The following is a 24,383-nucleotide window of genomic DNA, read 5'->3' as shown; positions in this document are numbered from 1 at the left end:
GCTATTTCTTTGCGCTAAGGGTAGCTAATTTGGGACGGGGCTTTTTTACTACCCGGCCTGCAGGGTAGTTAAAAAAGCCCCGTCCCAAATTAGCTACCCTTGGGCCCGTATTACTTTTGGACCAGTCTGGCACAGAAGTGGCCGTCGTAGGAATCGGCGTTTACCGGCACGCTTTGGAAGAGGCCTCGATCGTTCTGGCGTACGGATACGAGTTTCTTGGCCTGATCGAACTCAGGGAGTTGCAGAATCTGCGCCTCGGAGAGCGGTGCGACGCTAAAGTCGGCGCCCTCGGAAGAGGCCAGGAAGGCATCCACGACCTGCGTGTTCTCTTCATCAAAAACCGAGCAGGTGGCATAGATGAGTTCTCCGCCGGCGGCCACGCGCGCAGAAGCCTCCTTAAGCATCGTCAGCTGAAGCTTGGGTAACTCGGTCGTCACATCATTCTCGGTTAGGCGCCACGGGATCTCAGGATGACGGCGCATGGTGCCGGTGCCCGAGCACGGCGCATCGATAAAGACCGTGTCGAACTTAACCGGCTTGCCAAGCATGGCATCAAACGACGTCAGTACTTCATCAAGCTCGCAGGCATCACCCGAAACCGTACGAACGCCCTGAATACCGGCCTTGTGCAGGCGAGCGAGATTCAGATCACATTTGCGATCATGCAGATCGAGCGCCGTATGCTGACGCTCAAAGCCCGCGCGCTTGGCCTGGCACATCATCACATAGGTCTTGGTACCGCGACCGGCACCAATCTCAAGGCAGCTACCAGAGCGCGTGGCAGCTGTGGCGATAAGCTGCGCGTTAAGGTCCGAGGCCACCGCGGCAGCACGCTCAAACACACCCGAAGCAACCGTAACCTGAGCATCGACAGGCGCATGACAACCCGGGAACACTGGTGCCACAAGCTGGGAGATAAACGGATCGGGCTTGTTCGCAAAGGCGTTCTCATGCAGGGCCAGCGGCGCGGGGGCCAGATTGCCGGCAAAGTTAAGCGCACCCTCAGGCGTGTCGAACGATGCCATAATGCGAGCGCACAGCCAACGCGGTAGACCCATCAGGCGCGACAGACGAACCAAGCGTCGCTCAGACTCATCTACATCGGACGCAGTGGCAAAGTCCTCAACGTTGTCCGCGACCTTATGCAGCACGGCATTGGCCAAACCGGCGGCAGACTTAGCTCCGCTGCGCACCAGCTCAACGCCCTGACTTACGGCAACGCGGCCAGGCGTATGCAGATAGAGCATTTCGAAGGCCGAGATACGAAGCGCCATGCGAACACGCGGCGCAACCTTTTTAGGCTTATCGAGAAACTGATCGAGCAGCTCGTCTAAAATACCCTGCGTGGCGGCGACACCCAGCGCCAAGCGAGCGGCAAAAGCAGAATCGCGCTGGTCAATGGCCTTGGCCGAAGCACGGGACGAGAGCACGTCGCGCGCGTACATGCCGCGGCGATCGGCCTCCATTAGCACATCGAGCGCAAGTTTGCGCGCGGGAGACAGCTTGCTCATGACAAAACACCCCAGATAAGATCGGCACCCTGCAGGCCGGCAGCCCAAGCGGAAGCGGCCATAGCACGTTTGCCATCGGGCTTAACCTCGAGAAACTCAACCGAGCCATCGGAAAGGCCCAGGTAAACACGCTTGGCCTTAACGAGAACCTGACCCTCGCCAAGCGACACATCGGCCGGCGCAACATCGAGCACGCGCACGGTCTTGCCGGCAATCACGCATCGAGCAGGCGCGGTATCGGACGAAGCGAGCACATGCCGCACGCAATCGAGCGCCGTCATCTGCGGATCCAGACGCATCTCCTGCTTGGAAATCTTGGCAGCATGAGTAACGAGCGACTCATCCTGCTCAGTCCAAACAGCCGAGCCATCGGCAAGTGAGGGAAGCGTATCGGCAAGCAACTTGCCACCAAGCTCACCAAGCTCCATCGTGAGCGCCTCAGCATGCTTACCGGCAACCGACGTGGAGGCCTGGGCACAATAAGCACCAGTATCCACGCCATGCCCGATGCGCATAATGGAAACGCCAGCAACCTCATCACCAGCGAGAATCGCACGCTGAATAGGAGCAGCCCCACGCCAACGAGGCAACAAAGACGCATGAACATTCACAATGCCGAGCGGCGCCATATGCAGCACCTCATCAGGCAAAATGCAACCATAGGCAGCCACGCAGAAAATGTCAGCCTGCGCGGCTTTGAGCGCCTCAACAACCTCAGGCGTCATACGATTAGCCTCAACAACCGGCAACCCCAGCTCAAGCGCCTTGGCCTTAACAGGAGAAGGCTCGAGCTTCTTACCGCGCCCACGAACAGCATCAGGACGAGTAACAACAAGCGCAATCTCGTTACCAGCCTCGACAAGCGAAACCAGCGAAGGCACAGCAAAATCAGGCGTACCCATAAACACAATACGCATAAAGATCGTCTCCTCTCAACCAAAGCCGAGACGGCTACAAAGAACAGCGGAAAGCCAAGTACCAAGCCTATCCGCAAGAACAATTCAACAAGAACAAATATACCCAAAGCCAAAGAAAGAGCCGCATAAAAGCAGCCCTCTCTCAACAAAGACTATCAGCGAAGACGCCCCTCCCTGGCCCGACGGCACCCGGGCGAACCGAGCCAGAACAACGCAGTCCCCGGTGCTGAGCGCCCACATATCGTCCCGCGCGCAGTTTCGCAGCAAAGCGAGAATGTTTGAGCACGGGATGATATGTGGGCGCTCAGCACCGGGGACGGTGGGACCTACTCCGTCTCGCCCGGTCGAGCGCCGCGAGCCAGGGCGTCCTGGTACTCCTTGACTGCCTTGATCCTCTGCATGGGCTTCAGTCGCTCGAACATAGTGTTGCCGTGCAGGTGATCGATCTCGTGCTGCAGGCACACGCAGAACAGATCGCCCGTGGCCTCATAGCGAATCAGGTTAGCGTCCAGATCGTACGCCTCGACGACGACATGGTCGGGACGCTCGATTTCGCAGCTAATGCCAGGAATGGAAAGACAGCCCTCGCTAAAGGGCACCAGATGGTCGCTCTGCTCAACAATGACGGGATTGATGAGCACGTACGGGTCGTAGTCGTTTTTGTCGCTGTAGTCGCAGTCGATGGTGACGAGCTGAATGAGCTCGCCGATCTGCGGGGCAGCCAGGCCGCAGCCGCCGTTCTCGAACATCGTCTTCTTCATCTTCTCGGCAAGCGCCTCGATCGCCGGGGTGATCTCCTCGATGACGGCGCACTCCTGGCGCAGACGAGGGTCGGGCGACAGTACGATTCCGTTGGCTTCCATGGCCATCCTTTCGGGTTGTTACATCAAATCATAGGCGTCGACGTCAACGCTCACGCTCACGCCGCGCACGGAGCCCACCTCTTTGAGGCAGGCGTCAATATCATCAGAGACATGGTACCCTACCGGCGACTTAACAAGCAGATGGAAGCGGTAACGGTCCTTGGCTCTCTCGATTACACACGAAGCCGGACCAAGCACCTGGGGCACGGCGCTCCCCGCCCGCAAAAAGTCGGGCGCGGCGGCATGCCAGCGACGCTTGAGGAGCTTCGCGATGCGACCGATGTAGTCCCGCGCGTCATCCGCGTTCGCCGACCATACCAAGATGTTGGCCAGGCGCACGAAAGGCGGATACAGGGCGTCGCGGCGCTGGTCCAGGTCGTAGTCGGTAAAGATCGAACGGTCGTGCTCGGCGACGGCGCGAATGACCGGGTCCTCGGGTAGGTAGGTCTGGATGATGACCTCGCCGGGGCGATTGCCGCGGCCGGCGCGGCCCGCAACCTGCTCCAGCAGATCGTAGGCGCGCTCCCCTGCTCTAAAATCGGGCAGCTTTAACGCAAAGTCGGCATTGACCACACCCACAAGCGTGACCTCGGGAAAGTCGAGGCCCTTGGCAATCATCTGGGTGCCCAGCAACACGGCGCAATCGGCGGCATCGAACTGCTCGAGCAGCTTTTTGTGCGCGTCCTTGCCGCGCGTGGAATCGGCGTCCATGCGAATGATGGCGACGTCGTCGGGCAGCATCTGGTGCAGTGCGTCCTCGATCTGCTGCGTGCCCAGCCCCATTTTTGCGAGGTAGCGGCTGCCGCACTTGGGACAGCAACTCGTAGGTGCCGGATAGGGCTGCACACGCCAGGAAGATCCGCAGGTGTGGCACTGCAGCGTGTGCGTGCGCTCGTGGTACGTGAGCGCGGTGGAGCAGTGGTTACAGGTGGGCACGCAGCCGCACTCGCGGCACATCAAAAACGGCGCAAAGCCGCGGCGGTTGTGCAGCAACACGGCCTTTTCGCGACGCTCGACCACACGCTCCAGGCCTTCCATCAGCGGTTTAGAGAACATGGAGCGGCTGCCGTGTGCGAACTCACGGCGCAGATCGGCAATGCGAACCGCAGGCAACACGGCGTGTCCCGGGCGCTCGGGCATCTCAACGCGCGTCCATGTGGCACCGTTATACGTGCCACGGCGGCAACGATCGAGGGCCTCGGCAGAAGGCGTGGCAGAGCCCAACACGAGCGGGCAGCGGTAGCGGCGCGCCATCTCGGCCGCTACCTCGCGCGCGTGGTAGCGCGGACTGGAGCCCTGCTTGTAGCTGGTCTCGTGCTCCTCGTCGATAATGATGAGACCCAAGTCGCTGAGCGGGCAAAAGAGCGCCGAGCGGGCGCCGACGACCACGCGGGCCGCACCACTGGCGACCATATCCCACTGGTCCAGGCGCTCGCCGGCCGAAAGGCGGGAATGGAACACGGCGACCGTCTCGCCAAAGCGCGAGCGGAAGCGGCCGACGGTCTGGGCCGTCAACGAGATTTCGGGCACAAGCACGCACGCCGAGCGACCGGCCGCGAGCACGCGCTCGATGGCGGAGAGATAAACCTCGGTTTTGCCGGAGCCGGTGACGCCGTCGACCAGCACCACGTCGCCATGAGCGTCCAGACGGGCGCGCTCAATCTGCGCGAGCGCCTGCTGCTGACCGTTGGTGAGTGCGACCGGTGCCTTGCCGCTTGCCGAGGAGAGCGTGGTCTGTTCATTGCAGCCACGCCACGCACGGCGCTCCTCCACCACCACGACGCCGCGTTTTTCGAGCGCCTTGATGGTAGCCGACATGCTGTTATAGAGCAGGTTGAGGTCGCGCGTCGTGACCGGTCCGCACTGCAGTGCCTCGATGAGCTGACGCTGGCGGGCCGCGGTCTTGGGCGGCGTGTAGTCGAAACCCTCGGGTGTGAGCATGACCCAGCGATTTTGGATAGGCTTGACGGCGGGGCGCTCGACAGTCCACACGCCGTCGTCGCCCTTGACCACGCGCGGGCTTCCGCCCGGTGGCAAGAACAGGCGCAGGCACTCGGAAAGCGTCGCGACATACTCGTAGCTCATCCAGCGTGCAATACGGGCGGACTCGGCGCCAAAGAGCGGTTTGCTGAGGATGGTCTCGATGGGCTTGATGCGCGCGGTGTCGAGGGTAATGTTGCCTTGCAAGTCGCCCAGTTCGGGCGCAATATCGACGATATAGCCTGCGGCGGCACGGTTACCAAAGTGGACCAGGACCGTTGATCCGATCTGCGCTTCGCTAGCAAGGGGTTGAGGAATGCCATAGGCAAACGGCTCGGACAGCGCACGCGTCGGGATGTCGAGAACCACGCTCGCATAGGCGACGATGGGCTCAGGTGCGGGCTCGGGCTGCGCCGGGGCGGCGGCAGGAGCCGCGGACTTCGGAGCTTCCTCCGGTTCCGGCGAACCAAACAGCGAAAGTTGCTCGACCATGGCCCCAGCACCTCCTATCCCATACGTCTACAGAAACAAGAGCCCCGCTCGGGTGAACGGGGCTCGGATACATACGTTTGCGCAGCGATTACAGCGCCATCGTGCGGGCGCGGTCGATGCGCGCCAAGCAATCGTCGCGGCCGACGAGTGCCATGGTCTCGCCCAACGGAGGGCTCACCATGTTGCCGCAAACGGCGACGCGCACGGCCTGGAACACCACGCGCTTCTTAAGGTCCATCTGCTCGGGCAACGGCTCAAGCGCAGCGTCGATGTTGGCAGCCGTCCACTCGTCCACGCCCTCGAGCGCGGCCTTGGCGGCATCCAGAATGGCACCCATGCCCTCCTTGGCCAGGCCCTTGTTGACGGACTTCTCGTCATACTCGAGCGTCTCGGCCGTGGCAAAGATGGGGGCGGCGACGGTCACGGCGTCGGCCGGCATCTTAGTGCGCGGCTTGACGATAGAAGCAAGCGCGTCGATCCAGTCCTCGCCGTACTCGACGTTGCCCTCGATGAGGCCCGCCTCGTGCAGCACGGGGACCATAATCTCGTCGGCAAACTGGGCGTCGGACATGCCGTTGATGTACTCGGCATTGACCCAGTCGAGCTTCTTGGGGTCGAAAGTCGCGGGGTTCTTGGAGATGCGATCGAGCGAGAACTTGCTGGCCAGGACGTCGCGCGGGATGATCGTGGTCTCGCCGTCGAGCGACCAGCCGAGCAGCGCCAGGTAGTTGACGAAGGCATCGGACAGGTATCCCGCGTCGCGGTACTCCTCCACCGAGGTGGCGCCGTGGCGCTTGGAGAGTTTTTTGCCGTCGGCACCCAAGATCATGGAGATGTGGGCGAACGTGGGCACGGGAGCGCCGAGGGCCTCGTACACCATGACCTGACGCGGGGTGTTGGACAGATGGTCGTCGCCACGGATGACATGGGTGATCTTCATCATGGCGTCGTCGACGACGGTCGCGAAGTTATACGTGGGCGTGCCATCGGAGCGGAAGATGACAAAGTCGTCGAGCTCCTTGGCGTCGAAGGTCACCTCGCCGTGAACGGCGTCGTGGATGACGACATCGCCGCGGTCCTCGGGCACCTTGATGCGCAGGACGTAGGACTCCCCGGCCTCGATGCGGCGGCGGGCCTCCTCGGGATCAAGATCGCGGCAACGGCGCTGATAGCCCTGGAAGGGGTCCTTGCGCTCCTGCGCGGCCTTGCGGTCGGCATCGAGCTGCTCCTTGGTGCAGAAGCAGGGATAGGCCTTGCCCTCGTCCCAAAGCTTCTGGGCGGCCTGCTTGTACAGGTCCAGGCGCTCGGTCTGGGCGTAGGGGCCAAAGTCGCCGCCCACCTCGGGACCCTCGTCCCAGTCCAGGCCCAGCCAACGCATGGCGCGCAGGATGATCTGCGTGTTCTCGTCGGTGGAGCGGGTGGGATCGGTGTCGTCGATGCGCAGGATGAACGTGCCGCCGTTTGCGCGGGCGAAAGCCCAGTTATAGATAGCGGTGCGGGCGCCGCCGATGTGCAGCTTGCCCGTCGGTGAGGGTGCAAAGCGGACGCGAACGTCTGATGCCATGGAAATCTCCTCGATTGCAGGATGGATGTCTAACCGCATCAGTATAAAGCATCAGAGCAACCTTCGCACAAAGGGCACCGACCTACTCATTGGGGACAGACTTAAATGACCAGTCGTTGGAGACGTTCTTAGTTTAAGGCTGGTCATTTAAGTCTGTCCCCAATGAGTAGGTGCGGAAAGGGTGTGAATGTTTGATTTACGCGCTATGATGTGCCCTTGCATAGAGAGCCCGGCGGAATGGTAACGGTCGCCGGGACACGTTTTTTGAAAGGACAATCATGTCGGAAGAACTTCGTTCCATCCCGCCCCAACACGGGTCCTTTGTCTTTACGTCGGAGTCGGTGACCGAAGGTCATCCCGATAAGATCGCTGACCAGATCAGCGACGCCGTCCTCGACGCAATCCTCGCCAAAGAAATAGAGCTGCAGGAGCAGGGCTACATCGCCCCCAACGGCGTGCCTGCCAACGTGGAGAACGTCCGCTGCGCCTGCGAGACCCTCGTGACCACCGGCACCGTCATCGTCGCCGGCGAGATTCGCACCCAGGCCTACGTCGACGTACAGGAAATCGCCCGTGGCGTTATCCGCCGCATTGGCTACAACCGCGCCAAGTTCGGTTTTGACTGCGACACCTGCGGCGTTATGAGCCTCATCCACGAGCAGTCGCCCGATATCGCCCAGGGCGTCGACGAGTCCTACGAGACCCAGACCGGCGCTACCACCGACCCGATCGACCTGATCGGCGCCGGCGACCAGGGTATGATGTTCGGTTATGCCTCCAACGAGACCAAGACCCTCATGCCTATGCCGCACTACCTGGCAAGCCGCCTGGCCGAGCGCCTGGCCGCCGTGCGTCACGACGGTACCCTCGCCTATCTGCGTCCCGACGGCAAGACCCAGGTCACCGTGCGCTACGAGGAAGGCAGGCCCGTCGAGGTCACGACCATCGTCATCTCCACGCAGCACGCCGCCGAGATCGAGGACATGGGCAAGATCAAGGCCGACCTCATCGAGCACGTCATCACCCCGGTCATGGCCGCCGAAAACATGCCGTGGGACAACGCGGACATCTACGTGAACCCCACCGGTCGCTTTGTCGTGGGCGGCCCCATGGGCGACACGGGCCTCACTGGCCGCAAGATCATCGTCGACACCTACGGCGGCTACGGACGTCACGGCGGCGGTGCCTTTAGCGGTAAGGACTGCACCAAGGTCGACCGCTCCGCCGCGTATGCCGCGCGCTGGGTCGCTAAGAACGTGGTCGCCGCCGGTCTGGCCGACCGCTGCGAAGTCGAGCTTGCCTACGCCATCGGCGTTTCCAAGCCCCTCTCAATCATGGTCGACACCTTCGGTACCGCACATGTTGCCGAGGACAAGATCGTTGAAGCCGTAGAGAAGACCTTCGACCTGCGCCCGGGCGCAATCATCCGCGACCTAGACCTGCGTCGCCCCATCTACGAAAAGACGGCAGCCTACGGTCACTTCGGCCGCGAAGACCCCGACTTCACCTGGGAAAAGACCGACCGAGTCGAAGAACTCAAAGCAGCCTGCGGCCTGTAAGCTCACCCGAAAAGCTGCAGTCAAAAAAACAACGCACCAAAAGAAGTACCGCCCCCAACTGGTACTTCTTTTTTATCTAAAGGTGGTGAAGATGAGCTGACCTGGGACATGGAATAGGTCACAGGCCGATATATTTCGCAGCAGAGCGACTCCAACCATGTATCCTAAGTTCCGAGGGCTTTAGTATTTGGTCGGTCGCGAGTTCCGCACGAGCCGGAGGCCACTTAATGTGGCCTCCGTGCGAGCAGGACTGTCCGAGCAGGCGACCAAATACTAAAGCCCTCGGAACGGCGGGACAGAGTATGCCCCACCCCTCGGGACGACGGGATAGATAAGGAGCACCCATGGCAGGCAAGCCGCAAACACTAGCTACGACCTCGGCATTCGAGATCTTGGGCCCCGTCATGGTCGGCCCCAGCTCATCGCACACCGCCGGCGCCTTGCGGTGCGCCCAAGTTGCCGCCAGCCTGCTGGAAGGCCGCATCACTAAGGTCACCTTTGGCCTGTGGAACTCCTTTGCCCACACCTACCGCGGCCACGGCACCGATCGTGCGCTCGTCGCGGGCATTCTGGGCCTCGACACCGATGACGAGAACATCAAGCAGGCCTTCGACCTCGCGCGCGAGCAGGGCCTCGAATATCACTTTGACATCAAGGGCGACGACGCCTCCATCCACCCCAACACCGTCGACATCGACATGGTCGACGACACGGGCGCCACGGCACAGGTTCGCGGCGAGAGCCTGGGCGGTGGCAAGATGCGCATCAGCCGCATTAACGGCGTCGGCGTCGACATCTCGGGTATGTATTCCACGCTCTTCGTGGCGCACAAGGACGTTCCCGGCGTGCTCGCCGCGCTCACGAACCTGCTCGCCTATGCCCATGTAAACATCGCGTTTTGCCGTACCTACCGCACCGAGGTGGGCGGCCAGGCCTACTCCGTCTTTGAGACCGACGGCGCACCCGACGACACCGTCGTCCCCATGCTGCGCAAACTCGACAATGTCGATTACGCGACCTTTATCGAGCTCCCCGGTTCTGCCTCGTCGCTCTCCCCCGGCGTCTCGGCCAAGGAAATCTTCGACGACGGCGAGCAGCTGCTCGATGCGTGCGAGGAACTGGGGCTCAGCATCGGCGCTGTCATGGCCGTCCGCGAGGCGCGTCTGACCGGCGAGGCCCACGCCGTCGCCGCCATGCGCCGCGTGCTCGACGTCATGCGCGAGGAGACCACGGCCCCTATTGCCAATCCGCAGCGTTCGCTTGGCGGGCTTATCGGCGGCGAGGCCAAGCTTGTCGAAGCCACCGGCCGCAACGATTTGAGTGCAAGCCTGATGGGCGCCGTCCAGACCGACGCCGTTGCCCGCGCCATGGCCGTGCTCGAGCGCTCCGCTACCATGGGCGTGATTGTCGCCGCCCCCACGGCAGGCTCCGCGGGTGTTGTGCCCGGCTGCGTGCTGGCGCTCGCCGATCGCCTGCAGCTCGACGACGAGCAGGTCATGGACGCGCTCTACTGCGCAGCCGCAATCGGCCTCAACCTCACCACAAGCGCCTGTGTTGCCGGCGCCGAGGGCGGCTGCCAAGCCGAGGTGGGAAGCGCCGCTGCCATGGCAGCCGCCGCGTTGGTGCAGATGCTCGGCGGCACGCCCGAGCAGGCGCTCGACGCCAGTTCCATCGCGCTGAGTAACCTGCTGGGCCTCGTTTGTGACCCCGTCGGTGGCCTCGTGGAGGTGCCCTGCCAAAACCGCAACGCCATTGGCGTGGCAGCGGCCTTTAGCTCGGCACAACTCGCCCTCGCAGGCATTAAGAGCTTGGTGCCGTTTGACCAGATGGCACATGTCATACTCTCGGTGGGTCACGCGTTGCCGGCCACGCTGCGCGAGACGGCAAAGGGCGGCATCGCGCAGGCTCCGGCCGCACTTTCGGCCTGTGCAAAATGCGGTGTGTGCGGATAGCGGCAAAGAACGACTCAAAGGTGGGACAAATGTCCCACCTCTTTTGAATGCCACCGTTTCCGTACCACAAACAGCAGGGCAATCGCTATAATGCAAGCCCAGTAAAAACACGATGAACCGCAAGGCGAAAATCGAAGGATATGCATACGATGTCGCAAAACGATCGAACTCAACTGATTCCCGATCCGCAGCAGCCGAGCAGGCACACCGGCGGCGTTCAGTCGCCGCGTCCTATCGCGCCGAGCCACGGTCAGCAGCGTAGTGCAGCAAACGCTTCCCAACGCCCGAACCAACAGCGACAGCAGCGTCAGGCAAACGGCAATGCGCCCAAGCAGCCCCCCACGCACGCTCGAGGCGATCGTGGCCCCGCGCGCAAACCCGCCGAGAACAATAAGCCGGGCAAAAAGACGACGCTCTTTGTCGTCCTGGGTCTAATCGTCATTGTCTATATCGTAGGCGTCGTAGCATTTTCGCAGGTAGCCTACCCCAACACCACCATCGCCGGCGTCGACGTCTCGTTCTCCAACGCTTCGTCTGCCGCCACCAAGGTCAATTCGGCATGGAAGCACTATAAGCTCACCGTGACAGGCGATGACTTTAGCTGGACCTATCAGCCCGAGTCCGATGAGCCCATCGTCGACGGTGAAGCTGCTGCAAAAGAGATCATCAGCCACAACGAGGCCTTTGTATGGCCGGTCCGCCTTGTGGAATCCTTAAGCGGCAAGACCAAAACTACCGCTACCTCTAACGAAGTCGATCTCGATCAAGACGTCGACCTGTCCATGCTCTCCGACACCTTTGACCAAAAGAAGTTTGAGAAGGATCTGGGCGCCGCCATCGACGAGTTTAACGAGGGCCGTTCGGGCACGTTCGAGGCCAATAGCTCCTATGACGAGCAGGCCGGCAAATTTACCGTCGAGAAGGCGCGCTCCAACGAAAAAATCAACCGCGAGCATGTCATTAAGTATGCCGAGCTCGAGCTTGCCTCGCTGGCCGAGACCGTAGATCTTTCCAAGCTCGGCAACGATGCCTATGAACCGCTCAATGAAACGCTGACCGATGATCAGATTCAGGCCGCATGCGATGCCGCCAACAACTTCCTGGGCGTCAACGTGACCCTCAAGCTCAACGGCGAGGATGCCGGCAAAGTTGATGGCAGTTCCGTATTGCAGTGGATCAGCTTTGCCGATCCGGCCAACCCCACACTCGATACGACGCAGATCAGCAGCTGGGCAGCCGAGCTCGCCAACGGCTTTAATACCGTGGGCTCCACTCGCTGGTGGACGCGCGCCGATGGCAAGCAGTGCGCCGTCGAAGGCGGCGACTTTGGTTGGTCCATCGACAGCAGCTCGCTCGCCAAGCAGGTCGAGGACGCCATTAACAACAAGCAGACCGGCGAAATCGAGATCAAGTACTCCCAGAAGGCTGACACCTTTACCGCAAAGGGAGAGCCCGACTGGAAGGCGTATATCGACGTCGACCTGTCCGATCAGCACGCGCGCTACTATGACGAGAACGGCAATATCGTTTGGGAGGCCAACTTTATTTCCGGCAAACCGGGCGAAGACGCCACCCCCGAGGGCGTGTGGCAGATCAACAGCAACGACGGCGGCAGTACCCTGATCGGAGCCAAGGACCCCGAGACCGGTAAGCCCAAATACGAGAGCCCGGTGAGCTACTGGATGCCGTTCGAGGGCAATATGATCGGCTTCCACGATGCCACCTGGCAAAACGACAAGAGCTTTGATAATGCCGAGTCGTACAAGTGGTGCGGCAGCCACGGCTGCATCAACCTGCGCCTGGCCGATGCAAAGGCACTTCACGACTGCATCAAAGTCGGCCTGTGCGTGGTTGTCCACTCGTAGTGCAACGCGCGCATTCCTACAACGTGGAACTGCAGCGACCAATCTAACAGTTCCGAAAGAAACCGTCCTATGCGCCCGCCCCAACCGGTGGGCGCATATAATTATCGAGGTTCTTTCTATAAAGGAGACGCAATGCCGAATGTCCCCACAATCACCCCGGGCCCAGATGATACCGAGCGCACGCCCGAAGGTGCCACCGAAACGATTCCTCTGATTACAAACGTACATGCCGACAAGCAGAGCGAACGCACGAACGATACGGCCGAGATTTCCGATGAAGAGGCGTATGCCAAGCTCAAGGCAAAACGTGCCGAACGTCGACGCAAAAAGCTGATTCGACGCGGTATTGCCGCCGGCGTCATAGGTGCCATCGTGCTCATTTCCATTGTCGCAACCCTGGTTATCAATGCGCAGCCACAGGGCGCTAGCGGGCCTGTGACCGACATGGTGACCGAGGGCACGTTTACCACAACGGTCGAGGCGAAAGGCCAGCTCAAACCCATTTCGTCCTCAGTGGTCTCCCCTTCTGTCGACGGTACGGTCGATTCGATCAACGTGCAGGCAGGCCAATCCGTCAACGAGGGCGACGTGCTTATGACCATTAAAAACGACGAGCTCGATCGCAACGTTGCCGAGGCGCAGCGTGCAGTTGCAGCCGCCCAGGAAGACCTCGCCAACGCGCAGAAAGCCGCAGCTGCCGCGCAGGCCACCCCAACGACGGACGCCGATGGAGCTTCCGCAGCGGCTGGTGTCTCCGCGGCATCAGCGGACACGAACGCCGTATCGGCCGCGCAGCGCAGCCTCGCTTCGGCCCAGGCAAACCTCGAACAGGCGAACGCCAAGGCCGCTAGCCGTACGGTTACGGCTCCGAGCTCGGGCAGCATCGTGGAGCTCAACGCCAAGGTGGGCGCCACGGTAACAGGCGGCATGATCATGGGCGAAAGCGATACGAGCGGCGGCAAGCAGTGCATGCAGATCGCCGACCTATCTAAGATGAAGGTGACCGTGCAGGTGGGCGAAAAGGACATCGCCAAGATCGCCGTTGGGCAGAGCGCCAACGTCACGTATCCCGCGTTTCCCGATATCGTGAGCCAGGGCACCGTCACGGCTATCGCGTCGGTGGCAAACACCGACGCCGCCAACGGTGGCGGCGGCAGCGTAACCTTTAACGTCGACATTCTCATCGAGGCGCCCGAAGCGCGCCTGAAGCCGGGCATGACGGCCGAGGTATCGGTGGTGACCGAGCAGCTCGACGACGTGGTGATGGTGCCGACGATGGCGCTCATGACCGAAGACGGCGAACACTATTACGTCAACGTGGCGACTGATGACGAGGGCAAGCATACCCGTCGCGTGAAGGTGACCGTCGTGACGCAAAACGACAACGAAGCCGTAGTCGGCAAGACACAGGTCAAGCGCGACGACCAGGGCAACGAGATCAACCCCAACGTGCCGGTTACCAAGCTGCGCGATGGCGACACCCTCGTCATGGACACCGGAGCGGACGCAACGGCTGACGGCGGCTACAGCGCGGATTCGGGCAGCATGTCTGCCGACGAGGGCATGTAATGCGTCCCGTTATCGACATCCGCAACGTGCACCGCATCTTTGAGAGCGAGGCGGGGTGCGCCCACATCCTGCACAACGTGAGCCTGGCGGTAAATCCCGGCGAATTCGTCGCTATCACTGGCCCCTCGGGCTCGGGCAAATCAACGCTCATGAACATCCTAGGCTGCCTGGATAAGCCGACGGCAGGCGACTATTACCTGCAAGGGCTCAACGTGGCCGAGCTCGATGATGACGAGCTCACCGAAGTCCGCGCCCTGAGTATTGGCTTTGTCTTTCAGAGCTTCAACCTGCTGCCGCGCCTGTCGGTTATCGAAAACGTGATGCTGCCGCTGGCCTACACCAATGTGCCCCGTAACCAGCGCGAAATGCGCGCCGTTCACGCGCTGCAGGCTGTCACGCTGCCCGTCGACCACTGGGACCACCGCATATCCGAGCTCTCGGGCGGCCAGATGCAGCGCGTCGCAATCGCGCGCGCCCTCGTCAATGACCCGCCCATCATTCTGGCCGACGAGCCGACGGGAAACCTGGACTCCGCTACCGGAGCGCTTGTGATGGAGACCTTCCATAAGCTCCAGAAGCGCGGCAAAACCATCGTGCTTATCACACATGACCCCGGCATCGCCGCCGAGGCCGACCGTGCCGTGACCATCCGCGACGGTCGCATTCACGACGGCGCGTATATTCCACATGCACCGCGGACCCTACGCAGCGCTGTAGATAGCCTGCCCATGATTTCCGTCTCCGCCAACCCGCCGAAAGGAGTGGTGGCATGAGCGCCCGCGATCTCATCCAGGAAGCCCTTCACTCGCTCGAAGCCAACAAGGGGCGCAGCCTGCTCACCATCCTGGGCATTGTCATCGGCATCGCCTCGGTTATCGCCATGACTTCGCTCATCGGCGGTATCCAAAACAGCCTGGTCAACAGTCTGGGCCTCAATGCGGCACGCATGGTGCAAATCTATTCGTCGCAAGAACTCACCGAGTCGGACATCGAGAAGCTTCAAAAACTGGTGCCGCAGATAGAGCAGATCGGCATTGTCGACAGCGCGTATACCGAGTATAAGACCGGCGATAAAAGCTATACCGTCATGGCACAGGGTGTCGATAGCGACATGCTCGACGCCGTGGGGGCCAGCAAGCTCGTTGCGGGGCGCACCTATTCCCAGGCCGAGTCCCAATCAGGATCACGCGTGGCGCTCATCAGCCGCAACGGCGCCGATCAGCTTTACGGCAACGAACAGGATGCGCTGGGGAAAACCATCAAGGTGTCCAACGGCGAGGTGCAGATTGTAGGCGTGATAGATGGTGGCAGCGACTCCATGGGCTCGCTCACGCTGTATATGCCACGCGAAACCATCTCCGGGCTGTTTGGCGACGAGAATCCTTCATTCCCCAGCGTGACGGCACTCGCCGCCGAGGGCACGGACATGGATGAGCTTTGTAAGACCATCGAGTCCAAGGTGCGCGCGATGAAGGGCATCGCGGAGGATGATGAGTACGACAGCGTATCGGCGACCTCCATGAAAAGCGCCATCGATGCGCTCAACTCCTTTATGGGCGCGTTCTCGCTTATCATGGGTGCTGTCGCCAGCATCTCGCTGCTTGTCGGCGGTATCGGCATTATGAATATGATGCTCACCAACGTTACTGAGCGCATTCGCGAGATCGGCATCCGCCGCGCTCTGGGCGCCAGTCGTCGCGATATCACCGCGCAGTTTTTGGCCGAGTCCTCGGCGCTGTGCGTCACCGGCGGACTGTTGGGTGTCCTGATTGGCTATCTGCTGGCATGGGGACTCACGTTCTTTGCCGCAAGCTCGGGCATCATGAGCGAGTTTGGAGCTACCGGGATGATCACGCCAAGCTTCTCCATTACGACAGTGTTGATCGCGTTTGCCGTATCGGTCGGCATCGGCGTAATCTTTGGCTTCTATCCCGCTCGCCGCGCGGCAAAGCTCGACCCGGTGGAGTGCCTACGCTACCAGTAAGCCACCACCAACAAGTTGCGGTGAATTAGGGACTGGATATGCTATCTAGCTTCAAAAACAGACACTATTTCACCGCAACTTATTGAAGGGCTGCTTGCGCCAGTTCCGGGCGTCGTCCTCGAGCTATTGGCGGATGACGGGCTTGTACGGGTCGAGCTTGCTCGGGGCGCTCCTCTTCGCGGGCGGGAGGGCGCGCAGGCGCGGCGAGCGCCTAGCGCGCGAACTCCCGTAAGAGCGCGTCTTCCACTTCCATAAGCGAAAGGGCCCCGCCTCCCTCGGCGGGACGGGCGACCACGATACAGCGCGCTCCCACGTCGCGCGCGGAGGCAATCTTCTCGGCCGTGCCGCCTACGGTTCCCGAGTCCTTGGTCACAAGCCACTGGGCGCCCACCTGCCGAAGCATCGCCTCGTTGAGCTCGCGGGTGAAGGGCCCCTGCATGCCGATGATGTGCGATGGCGAAAACCCCGCGTCGATGCACTTCGTTATAGCACCGGGCAGCGGGAGCACACGCACGAAGAAGCGCTCCGCGTAATCGGCGACGCGCGTGTAGGGAGCAAGCTCCTTGCTCCCCGTCGTGAGAAGCGCGCGACCCGGGTTCTCGGAGAGAAAGCGCGCCGCGCAGGCGATCGACGTGACCGAGACGACGCCTTTGGGCAGCGCCTCGACCGGACGCGCAAGGCGCAGGCATCGTGCACCCACGGCGAGCGAAGCGGCTCGGATGTTGCCGCTTGCGAGCGTAGCGAAGGGGTGCGTGGCGTCGACGACGATGCGCACGCCGGAAAGCTCGCGCTCCATGTCGGCCTCGTCGAGCCTGCCCGCATGTACCTCGATGCCCGGAAGCTCGCCCAAAAGCTCGCCTCCGTACTCGGTTGCCGCGTAAGCACGGGCAGGGATGCCCGCCCCGCTCGCCCATTCGCACAGAAGGCGGCCCTCGGTGGTGCCGGCGAAGATGCGCAGCGCCGGCGCGGATGCGGGCGCCGTCACTTCGGGCCGCCTGGGCGCGTGATCTGGTAGAGCAGCGCGTTCATAATGGCGGCCGCCACGGTCGAGCCGCCCTTGCGACCCCTCGCGACGATGGCCGGCACGCGTCGCACGAGTAGCTCCTCTTTCGCCTCGACCACGTTCACAAACCCGACCGGCACCCCAACGACGAGCGCGGGCGCGATCTTCCCCGCGTCCATGAGCTCGGCGAGGCGCAGAAGTGCTGTGGGAGCGTTACCGACGGCCACGATGAGCGGACCCTCGATGCCGCAAGCTTTGTCCATGCTCGCAACGGCGCGAGTCGTGCCCGCGGCGCGCGCAGCCGCGGCGACATCAGGGTCGGCCATGTAGCACACGGTCTTGCAGCCGAGCTTCGCGAGCGCGGGCTTGCTTATGCCTGCAAGCGCCATGTTCGTGTCAGTGAGCACCGTGGCCCCTGCGCGCAGTGCGTCGAGCGCACAGTGCGCGGCGTCATGGGTGAACACGAGGGAATCGGCGTACGTGAAGTCGGCAGTGGTGTGGATAACGCGCTTCACGACGGGCTCTTCGAGCGGCGGGAACGTGCGGCCGCCGAGCTCTTCGGTGATGATCTCGAAGCTGCGCCGCTCGATGTCGCCGGGCGCCATCTCCTTGGAATCCATCTAGTACTCCACTCCTTCCCTTGCACATATCCCCTGCTCGTAGGGGTGTTTCTCGCACCGCATCTCGGTTATGTAGTCGGCCTTCTCCACGATCTTGCGGGAAGGCGCGCGCCCGGTGAGCGCTACTTCGACGCCGCGCGCGGACATATCGAGCGCGCGGTCCACGAGCGACTCGTCGACAAGCCCCTTCGAAAGCGCGTCGAGCGCCTCGTCGAGAACGAGCAGCCCCTCCTGCGCGCCCTCGAACTCGGCGAGCGCGGAAGCGAGGTTCCCATTGTGCAGCTCGCACGTCGCAGCAAGTTCTTCCGACGTCATCGACCAGGTGAACTTGTCCGACACCTTCCCCGCGAACACGGGCACGCCAAAATGCTCGCCGAGCAGGCGCGCCTCCCCGCTTTCGCCGTCTTTCAGGAACTGCACGACGACGACGCGGCGGCCTGCGGCGAGCATGCGAAGGGCGAGGCCCATCGCCGCCGTGGTCTTGCCTTTGCCGTCGCCATGATACACGTGGATCATACGCCCTCCTCGATAATGCGGTAGACATACTCCATGTCGAGCGCCCCGCGCACGCCGTCGGCCAGGCGGTCGAACTCGCGCGCACGGTGATCGGCCGCGGACGTCGCGCCCGCAGCACCCACGACGCTCTCGGGCAGGCCGCGCATGCGCGCAAGCGAGCGCGCGAGGGCGAGCGCCACCCCCGGTTCGTCGAACAGGCCGTGGAGATAGGTTCCGAACACGTTTCCGCAGGCCGCGCCTTCTGGTTTGCCGCCAATCGCGCCCGCAGGGGCGCAGGAGACGGTCGTTTCGCCGTCGTGAATCTCGTACCCGCGAGCCGTCATGCCGTTCCACACCGAGAACGCGCCTTGGGCGCCCGTGATGCGAAGCTCCGACTGGGCGAGGCGCTTTTCCTCCTTGAACACCGTACTTGCAGGGATGAGCCCGAGCCCGCGCGCGGTGCCAGCGCCTTCCCTGCCGTGCGGGTCGGAAAGCTCGTCTCCCAAAAGCTGGTAGCCTCCACATATGCCGAGCACCGGCGTGCCCGCGCCCGAAAGCGCGCGTACACAGGCTCCGATGCCGCTAGCCGCAAGCCAGCGCGCGTCGTCGAGCGTGGTCTTCGAGCCGGGGAGCACCACCAGGTCGGGCCGGCCCAGATCGGTCGTCGAGGAAACGTAGCGCACGCCCACGCCGGGCACGCGCGAAAGCGGGTCGAAGTCGGTGAAGTTCGACAGATGCGGAAGGCGCACGACGGCGACGTCGATGACGCCGCGCGCCTCGCGGGCAGATAGGCGCGGCGCGAGCGAGTCCTCGTCGTCCAGGTCGAGCGTAAGATACGGCACGACCCCCACGACGGGAACCCCGCACATCTTCTCGAGCGGGGCCAAACCCGGGCGCAGGATTTCCACATCGCCGCGGAACTTGTTCACCACAAGCCCCCGCAAAAGCGTGCGGTCCTCGGGCGCAAGGAGCGCGACCGTGCCGTAGAGCTGGGCAAACACCCCACCTGGGTCGATGTCGCCCGCGAGCAGCACGGGGGAGGACGCGGCGCGCGCGAGCCCCATGTTGACGATGTCGTTTTCGGCAAGGTTGATTTCGACGGGGCTGCCGGCGCCCTCGATGACGATGACGTCGTTTTCCTCCGCGAGCGAATCGAACGCCTCCAAAATCTGCGGCATGAGCGCCTTCTTTCGCGCGAAGTAGTCCCTCGCAGCGAAGGCTCCCTGCGCCTTGCCGGCCACGATGAGCTGGCTTCGCTGGTCGCTTTCGGGCTTGAGCAGGATGGGGTTCATGCGCACGTCGGGCGCGATGCCGCACGCCTCGGCCTGCATGATCTGGGCGCGCCCCATCTCGAGCCCATCGGCCGTGACACCGCTGTTGAGCGCCATGTTCTGGCTCTTGAAGGGAGCCACGCGCAGGCCGTCCTGCGAAAGCACACGGCACAGCCCCGCCGCAAGCAGGCTCTTCCCCGCGTTCGACATGGTGCCCTGGATCATGATGGACTTCGCCCTACCCACGGGTATCGACCTCCTTCGCCGAGCCTCGGCCATCCGCGCCCGCCATAGCGTCGCTGCAAGAAGTGCCGCCCCGTTCGTCGGGTTCGCCTTCGCCCGATGCGCCTTCCGCCCGAAGCGCGCGGCTGAACGCCATCGCAAGCCGGGCGTTCTCCTTGCGCGTGCGCACCGCGACGCGGCACCAGAAACGGGACAGTACCGAAAACGAGTCGCACGTGCGGACCAAAACCCCCTGTTTATACAGGCGCTCGGGGATGTCTTTCGCCGGCGTGCGGACTAAAAGGAAGTTCGCATCCGACGGTACGACGGAAAGCCCGAGCGAGGAGAGCTCGTGGGAAAGCCACGCTCGCTCGCCCGCCAATACATCGCGCGTGCGAGAGACGTATTCGACGTCTTCCAGGGCGGCGATGCCCGCGGCCTCGGCGACCGAGGAGACGGGCCACGCCTGCCCCGCCTGGCGAATCCCCTCGATGAGTTGGGCGTTTCCGCTGATCAGATATCCCAACCGCAACCCCGCCATTCCGTAGAGCTTGGTGAACGCGGAGAGCACGGCCACATGGCGCGAACACGCGGCGCGTGCGGCCACGCTCCTTTCGCGGGCGTCGGGCGCAAATCCGAGGAAGCACTCGTCCACGACGAGCAGCGCGCCCACCTGCTCGCAGCGGCATGCCACGGCATCGATCACGCGGGGGTCGACGAGGCGCCCCGTCGGGTTGTTCGGATTGCAGAGGTACGCCACGTCTCCCGGCCCCTCGATCGCGCGGGCGAAGGAGGCGGGCACGTCGAAGTCATCCGCTTCGGAGAGCGGGAACTCCTGCACGCATGCGCCGTAGTACGATGCCGCCTCCGCATATTCAGAGAACGTCGGCGCGCACACGACGATGCGTTTCGGGTGCACCGCCGCGGCGAACCGCCAGATGATGTCGGACGCGCCCGCGCCGCAAACGATAGTATCTTCGGGAATGCCCTGGGTGCGCGCTAGGGCACGAACGAGGGCGAGGCTTTCCCTATCGGGGTAGGCGTCGATTCGAGAAAGCGCCTTGCAAGCTGCGGCGACGGCGCGCGGTGAGGGGCCTGCCGGATTCACGTTCACCGAGAAGTCAATGAGGTCGGATGCGCCCCCTTCGCAAGCGATGCCGAGCGATTGCGAGCTGCCCCCATGCGTACGGGCGCGCAGGATTCCCCCGGCAGCCCGGGGCGCGGCGTGGTCTTCCCTCATACCATCGCCCCCACGGCGAGCACGACCGCCGCGCGCGCGGCGCCGAAGACGACGAGCGCGCATACGGACGCGGCGAGCATGAGCCTTGTCGCCCGGGCGATGTCGCCCCACTCGATTTCGCGGGACGCGTCGCCTATCGTCGGTTTCTCAACGAGCTTGCCGAAATACACCGCGGGTCCTGCCAGGCGCAGCCCGAGCGCGCCCGCGCACGCTGACTCGGTCTGCGCCGCGTTCGGGCTCGCATGGCGACGCCTGTCGCGGCGCCAGATGCGCGCCGCCCCGCACGCGTCGAGCCCGACGATCGGGCACACGGCGATCATGAACAGGGCCGATAAGCGCGAGGGAATCCAGTTCACCGCATCGTCGAGGCGCGCCGAGGCACAGCCGAAGTCGATGTAGCGCTCGTTTTTGTAGCCCACCATGCTGTCGAGCGTGTTCACCGCCTTGTACGCCATGCCCAAGGGCGCACCCCCGATCATAAGGTAGAACAGCGGCGCGATGACGCCGTCGCTCGCGTTCTCCGCCACCGTTTCCACAGCGGCGCGCGCGACGCCCTGCTCGTCGAGAACAGACGTGTCGCGTCCCACGATGAGCCCGACGGCTTCGCGCGCCGCGACAAGGCCGCCCTTCGAGAACGCGCGGGCCACGGCCAGGCTCTGGCGGCGCAGCTCGCATGCCGCGAGAATCTGATAGCTCGCCCATGCCTCGGCCACGAAGCGCAAGCCGGAGTGAACCATGCCGCAAAGATGCAGGATTCCCCAGGTCAAAAGTCCACACGCAAGCGGAAGCGCCACGGCGAGCACAAGCCCTGCGGCGCGCGTGCCCGCGGGCGTTTGCGGGAATGCGCCCCGCAGGCGGCCTTCGGCCCACGTGATCGCGCGCCCCATGGCGACGACGGGATGGGGAAGCCAGCGCGGGTCGCCGAAGGCAAGGTCGGCCGCGAACCCGGCGGCGACGGCAAGAATCGTCATCACCGGGCATCGCCCCCCGAAGCGGGGCGAACGTCGCGAAGGCAGCGCCCATCCCAGGTGGCGGCCCATGCGCCGCCCGGCTCGGTATGCACGTCGAAGTATTCCATTTTCGGGACAGCAAGCTCGGAAAGCAGCGCTTTCACGGTACCCGCGTGAACGACGAAGACGGCGCGCCCACTCCCCTGGGCGCGCTCCGATTCGCACGCCTCCCGAAACGCCGCGACGACGCGGCGGGTGAAATCGCTCTTGCCCTCGCCATGCGGGCAGCGCGTCTCGCACCAGGAGTCTACCCAGGCGCGGTAGCGCGCATCCTCTTTAAGCTCGGCGGCGCTTCGCCCCTCGAAGTCACCGAAATCCATCTCGCGCAGACCGGGGCATGCCATAAGCTCCGCATTCGGGAAGAGGATGCGTGCCGTCTGGTCGGTGCGGGCCATGCCGCTCGTGATAACACGGAACACGTCACGATCGCACGCGAGCTCGCGCAAAACGCGCTCGCCCGCGCTCGACAGGGGCTCGTCGGTGCCCGCCCCGCTGTAGCGATGGTCTTCCGTGCCCGCCGTGGCACCATGGCGCACGAAGACGACTTCCAAAGGCGCGCCCGCGCCCTGCGTCCCTCGAGGCGCATCGGCAAGGTTTCCTTTGATGACCTGGGGAATCCCGCACGTCATGCACACGACGACGTCGGCGCGCGCAGCAAGCGCGCATCCCAGGCGCCCCGCGCGCTCGCGCCATTGGGCGTCTTCCGCACGCATGGGGACGACCCCCGAGCCGACCAAGGGCAGAATCACTGCGTCGAAGCCAATCAGCCGCTCGAGCGCCCGGTCAGCGTCGAGCGCGCGTACGAGTTCCTCAGCACGGTACGCGACACGGCCGGCAAAAGCCGCGGGCACGCCGCCCTCCGCAAGCTGCGCCGCGTCGACGAAATTGTCCGCCGCGAACCCGAGCTTTTCGCGCACGAAGGTCCTCTTCCCCGAATGCGCGCCACCTACCACGAGAATCATAGGAGCATACCCCCCGCCACCAGCATGGCAAGCATCGCGAGCTCGGCCCATTGCAGAAACCATCCGGCCAAATCCCCCGTCACCCCGCCGAAGCGGGACAGGGCAACATGGCGGTACCACGCGAGCGCCAAAAGCCCCGCCACCGCCATAAGGGCGCCGACGGCCTGAGCGCACGCGACCATCCCTGCAGCCGAAGCCGCAGCGAAAGCGCAAAGCGGCACAACGATCGCCGCGCGCTTCTTCGAAGGCGAGAGCCCCGCGGCCATGCCGTCCGCCCGCGCGGCAGGCCAGCATTCAACGGCAAGCCCCGAAAGCGCGCGGGAGAACACGAGCGAGCACAGAAGCGCGAGGAACGTCCCCGCCGTAAGTGGCAGCGCGGTGAACAGGGAAAACTGCAGAATAAGGTACACGACAACACCGATGACCCCGAAGGCGCCCGCCCGCGGGTCGTGCATGATCTCGAGCTTTCGCTCGCGCGGGGCCCAACTTGCAAGCGCATCGGAGGTGTCGCAGAGCCCGTCTAGGTGGATGCCTCCCGTCACCGCCACAGGCAGCGCCACGAGCACAGCCGCGACGATGGTCGCGGGCACGCCGAGCAGGTTCGCCACGTGCCCCCACGCCGTCATGAGTAAGCCTTCCGCAAGGCCCACCAGGGGAAACGCAGCAAGAGCATGGGTTGACCCGAAATCGGTCCAAGCCGATTTCGGGACGGGGATGCGCGAGAACGTTCCGAACGCCGCGCCGATTGCCTCTGCTATCTTCACCTTGTAGGTCCTTCGCCTTTCATCCACACGGGAATCCCGCATACCACTTCGACTGCGCGGTCGGACAGCGCCGCCACGCCCGCGTTCACGCGCGCGAGCGCGCGCCTCCATGCCTCGGTCCCCTCATCGTAGCGCATCCCATCGGCGAACACGTCGACGGTGACCACCACCGTATACGCAGCGGCCTGAGCGAGCCGTTCGATGCCTCCGAGCACCTCGCGCGCCGCAGCGTCGGGGTCACGTGGGGACAAGCCGCCTTCCGCGAAGAGCTCGTTCGCAACCAGGTTGCCCACGTCCTCCAAAAGAAGCGTGCAGCCGCGCGGAAGCCCGGACGCTGCGGCGCCCACGTCACGCGTGCGCTCGAGGGTGGAAAACCCCTTGCCCTCGCGCAGCGCCCGATGGCGCACGATGCGGCGGGCGCCCTCTTCCCCGAAGGGCTCCATCGTTGCCAGGTACACGCGGGGGCCGTCGTGCCCGAGGCACAGGGACTCGGCATAGGCGCTCTTGCCGCTCGCTGCGGCGCCGATAACGAACGTCACC

20 protein-coding genes are annotated in these 24,383 nt (G+C 63.5%); 6 read left to right on the top strand and 14 right to left on the bottom strand.

Going from position 1 to position 24,383, the window contains the following annotated elements:
* Window positions 1-110: 110 nt before the first annotated feature.
* From I2D57_RS03610 to gltX, 5 genes are all read right to left on the bottom strand, one after another.
* Window positions 111-1,511: an RsmB/NOP family class I SAM-dependent RNA methyltransferase gene (locus I2D57_RS03610; RefSeq protein WP_195361506.1), complete on the bottom strand. Its 1,401-nt coding sequence runs from the start codon at window positions 1,509-1,511 to the stop codon at window positions 111-113.
* On the bottom strand, window positions 1,508-2,428 hold the full coding sequence (gene fmt, locus I2D57_RS03605; protein WP_195361505.1) for a methionyl-tRNA formyltransferase: 921 nt from the start codon (window positions 2,426-2,428) through the stop codon (window positions 1,508-1,510). The genes I2D57_RS03610 and fmt overlap by 4 nt, the downstream gene beginning before the upstream one ends.
* A gap of 326 nt (window positions 2,429-2,754) precedes the next feature.
* Window positions 2,755-3,291, bottom strand: coding sequence for a peptide deformylase (def, locus tag I2D57_RS03600; RefSeq protein ID WP_195361504.1), 537 nt, complete (start codon window positions 3,289-3,291; stop codon window positions 2,755-2,757).
* Between the two features lie 18 nt (window positions 3,292-3,309).
* Window positions 3,310-5,763, bottom strand: coding sequence for a replication restart helicase PriA (gene priA / locus I2D57_RS03595; RefSeq protein WP_229055607.1), 2,454 nt, complete (start codon window positions 5,761-5,763; stop codon window positions 3,310-3,312).
* A gap of 88 nt (window positions 5,764-5,851) precedes the next feature.
* Window positions 5,852-7,327: a glutamate--tRNA ligase gene (gltX, locus tag I2D57_RS03590; RefSeq protein ID WP_195361503.1), complete on the bottom strand. Its 1,476-nt coding sequence runs from the start codon at window positions 7,325-7,327 to the stop codon at window positions 5,852-5,854.
* 278 nt (window positions 7,328-7,605) lie between these two features.
* Here gltX and metK point away from each other — a divergent pair, with 278 nt between their 5' ends.
* The 6 genes from metK (at window position 7,606) to I2D57_RS03560 (ending at window position 16,256) form a co-directional block, all read left to right on the top strand.
* A complete protein-coding gene (gene metK, locus I2D57_RS03585; protein ID WP_195361502.1) occupies window positions 7,606-8,886 on the top strand; it encodes a methionine adenosyltransferase in 1,281 nt (426 codons plus the stop codon).
* Between the two features lie 344 nt (window positions 8,887-9,230).
* On the top strand, window positions 9,231-10,838 hold the full coding sequence (gene sdaAA, locus I2D57_RS03580) for an L-serine ammonia-lyase, iron-sulfur-dependent, subunit alpha (RefSeq protein WP_195361501.1): 1,608 nt from the start codon (window positions 9,231-9,233) through the stop codon (window positions 10,836-10,838).
* Window positions 10,839-10,987: 149 nt separating this feature from the next.
* The gene (locus I2D57_RS03575; protein WP_195361500.1) at window positions 10,988-12,703 is read left to right on the top strand and encodes a L,D-transpeptidase; all 1,716 of its coding nucleotides are present in this window, start codon (window positions 10,988-10,990) and stop codon (window positions 12,701-12,703) included.
* Between the two features lie 132 nt (window positions 12,704-12,835).
* Window positions 12,836-14,272, top strand: coding sequence for an efflux RND transporter periplasmic adaptor subunit (locus I2D57_RS03570; protein WP_195361499.1), 1,437 nt, complete (start codon window positions 12,836-12,838; stop codon window positions 14,270-14,272).
* A complete protein-coding gene (locus tag I2D57_RS03565) occupies window positions 14,272-15,045 on the top strand; it encodes an ABC transporter ATP-binding protein (RefSeq protein WP_195361498.1) in 774 nt (257 codons plus the stop codon). Before I2D57_RS03570 ends, I2D57_RS03565 begins: the two co-directional genes overlap by 1 nt.
* Window positions 15,042-16,256, top strand: a complete 1,215-nt coding sequence (locus I2D57_RS03560) for an ABC transporter permease (protein WP_195361497.1) — start codon at window positions 15,042-15,044, stop codon at window positions 16,254-16,256. Before I2D57_RS03565 ends, I2D57_RS03560 begins: the two co-directional genes overlap by 4 nt.
* A 211-nt stretch (window positions 16,257-16,467) precedes the next feature.
* Here the strand turns inward: I2D57_RS03560 and cobK are convergent, their stop codons facing one another.
* From cobK to I2D57_RS03515, 9 genes are read right to left on the bottom strand one after another with little or no spacing between them, the layout of a single operon-like run.
* Entirely contained in the window at window positions 16,468-17,241 is a 774-nt protein-coding gene (gene cobK, locus I2D57_RS03555; RefSeq protein ID WP_195361496.1) for a precorrin-6A reductase, read from the bottom strand.
* The gene (locus I2D57_RS03550; RefSeq protein ID WP_195361495.1) at window positions 17,238-17,879 is read right to left on the bottom strand and encodes a precorrin-8X methylmutase; all 642 of its coding nucleotides are present in this window, start codon (window positions 17,877-17,879) and stop codon (window positions 17,238-17,240) included. Before I2D57_RS03550 ends, cobK begins: the two co-directional genes overlap by 4 nt.
* Entirely contained in the window at window positions 17,880-18,395 is a 516-nt protein-coding gene (locus tag I2D57_RS03545; RefSeq protein ID WP_195361494.1) for a cob(I)yrinic acid a,c-diamide adenosyltransferase, read from the bottom strand.
* Window positions 18,392-19,891: a cobyric acid synthase gene (locus I2D57_RS03540; RefSeq protein WP_324249193.1), complete on the bottom strand. Its 1,500-nt coding sequence runs from the start codon at window positions 19,889-19,891 to the stop codon at window positions 18,392-18,394. Before I2D57_RS03540 ends, I2D57_RS03545 begins: the two co-directional genes overlap by 4 nt.
* A complete protein-coding gene (locus I2D57_RS03535; RefSeq protein ID WP_195361492.1) occupies window positions 19,884-21,107 on the bottom strand; it encodes a pyridoxal phosphate-dependent aminotransferase in 1,224 nt (407 codons plus the stop codon). Before I2D57_RS03535 ends, I2D57_RS03540 begins: the two co-directional genes overlap by 8 nt.
* The gene (gene cbiB, locus I2D57_RS03530; RefSeq protein ID WP_195361491.1) at window positions 21,104-22,078 is read right to left on the bottom strand and encodes an adenosylcobinamide-phosphate synthase CbiB; all 975 of its coding nucleotides are present in this window, start codon (window positions 22,076-22,078) and stop codon (window positions 21,104-21,106) included. The genes I2D57_RS03535 and cbiB overlap by 4 nt, the downstream gene beginning before the upstream one ends.
* Window positions 22,078-23,142 (bottom strand): histidine phosphatase family protein, encoded by a 1,065-nt coding sequence (locus I2D57_RS03525; protein WP_229055606.1) that lies wholly within the window; start codon window positions 23,140-23,142, stop codon window positions 22,078-22,080. Before I2D57_RS03525 ends, cbiB begins: the two co-directional genes overlap by 1 nt.
* Entirely contained in the window at window positions 23,076-23,843 is a 768-nt protein-coding gene (gene cobS / locus I2D57_RS03520) for an adenosylcobinamide-GDP ribazoletransferase (RefSeq protein WP_195361490.1), read from the bottom strand. The genes I2D57_RS03525 and cobS overlap by 67 nt, the downstream gene beginning before the upstream one ends.
* Window positions 23,840-24,382, bottom strand: a complete 543-nt coding sequence (locus I2D57_RS03515) for a bifunctional adenosylcobinamide kinase/adenosylcobinamide-phosphate guanylyltransferase (protein WP_271748447.1) — start codon at window positions 24,380-24,382, stop codon at window positions 23,840-23,842. The genes cobS and I2D57_RS03515 overlap by 4 nt, the downstream gene beginning before the upstream one ends.
* Between the last annotated feature and the right edge of the window lies 1 nt (window position 24,383).

Source organism: Collinsella aerofaciens, from assembly GCF_015553355.1.
GTDB classification, from domain to species: domain Bacteria; phylum Actinomycetota; class Coriobacteriia; order Coriobacteriales; family Coriobacteriaceae; genus Collinsella; species Collinsella aerofaciens_V.
Note: the sequence above shows the minus strand (reverse complement) of the source record. Positions and strands in the feature narration are given on the sequence as shown.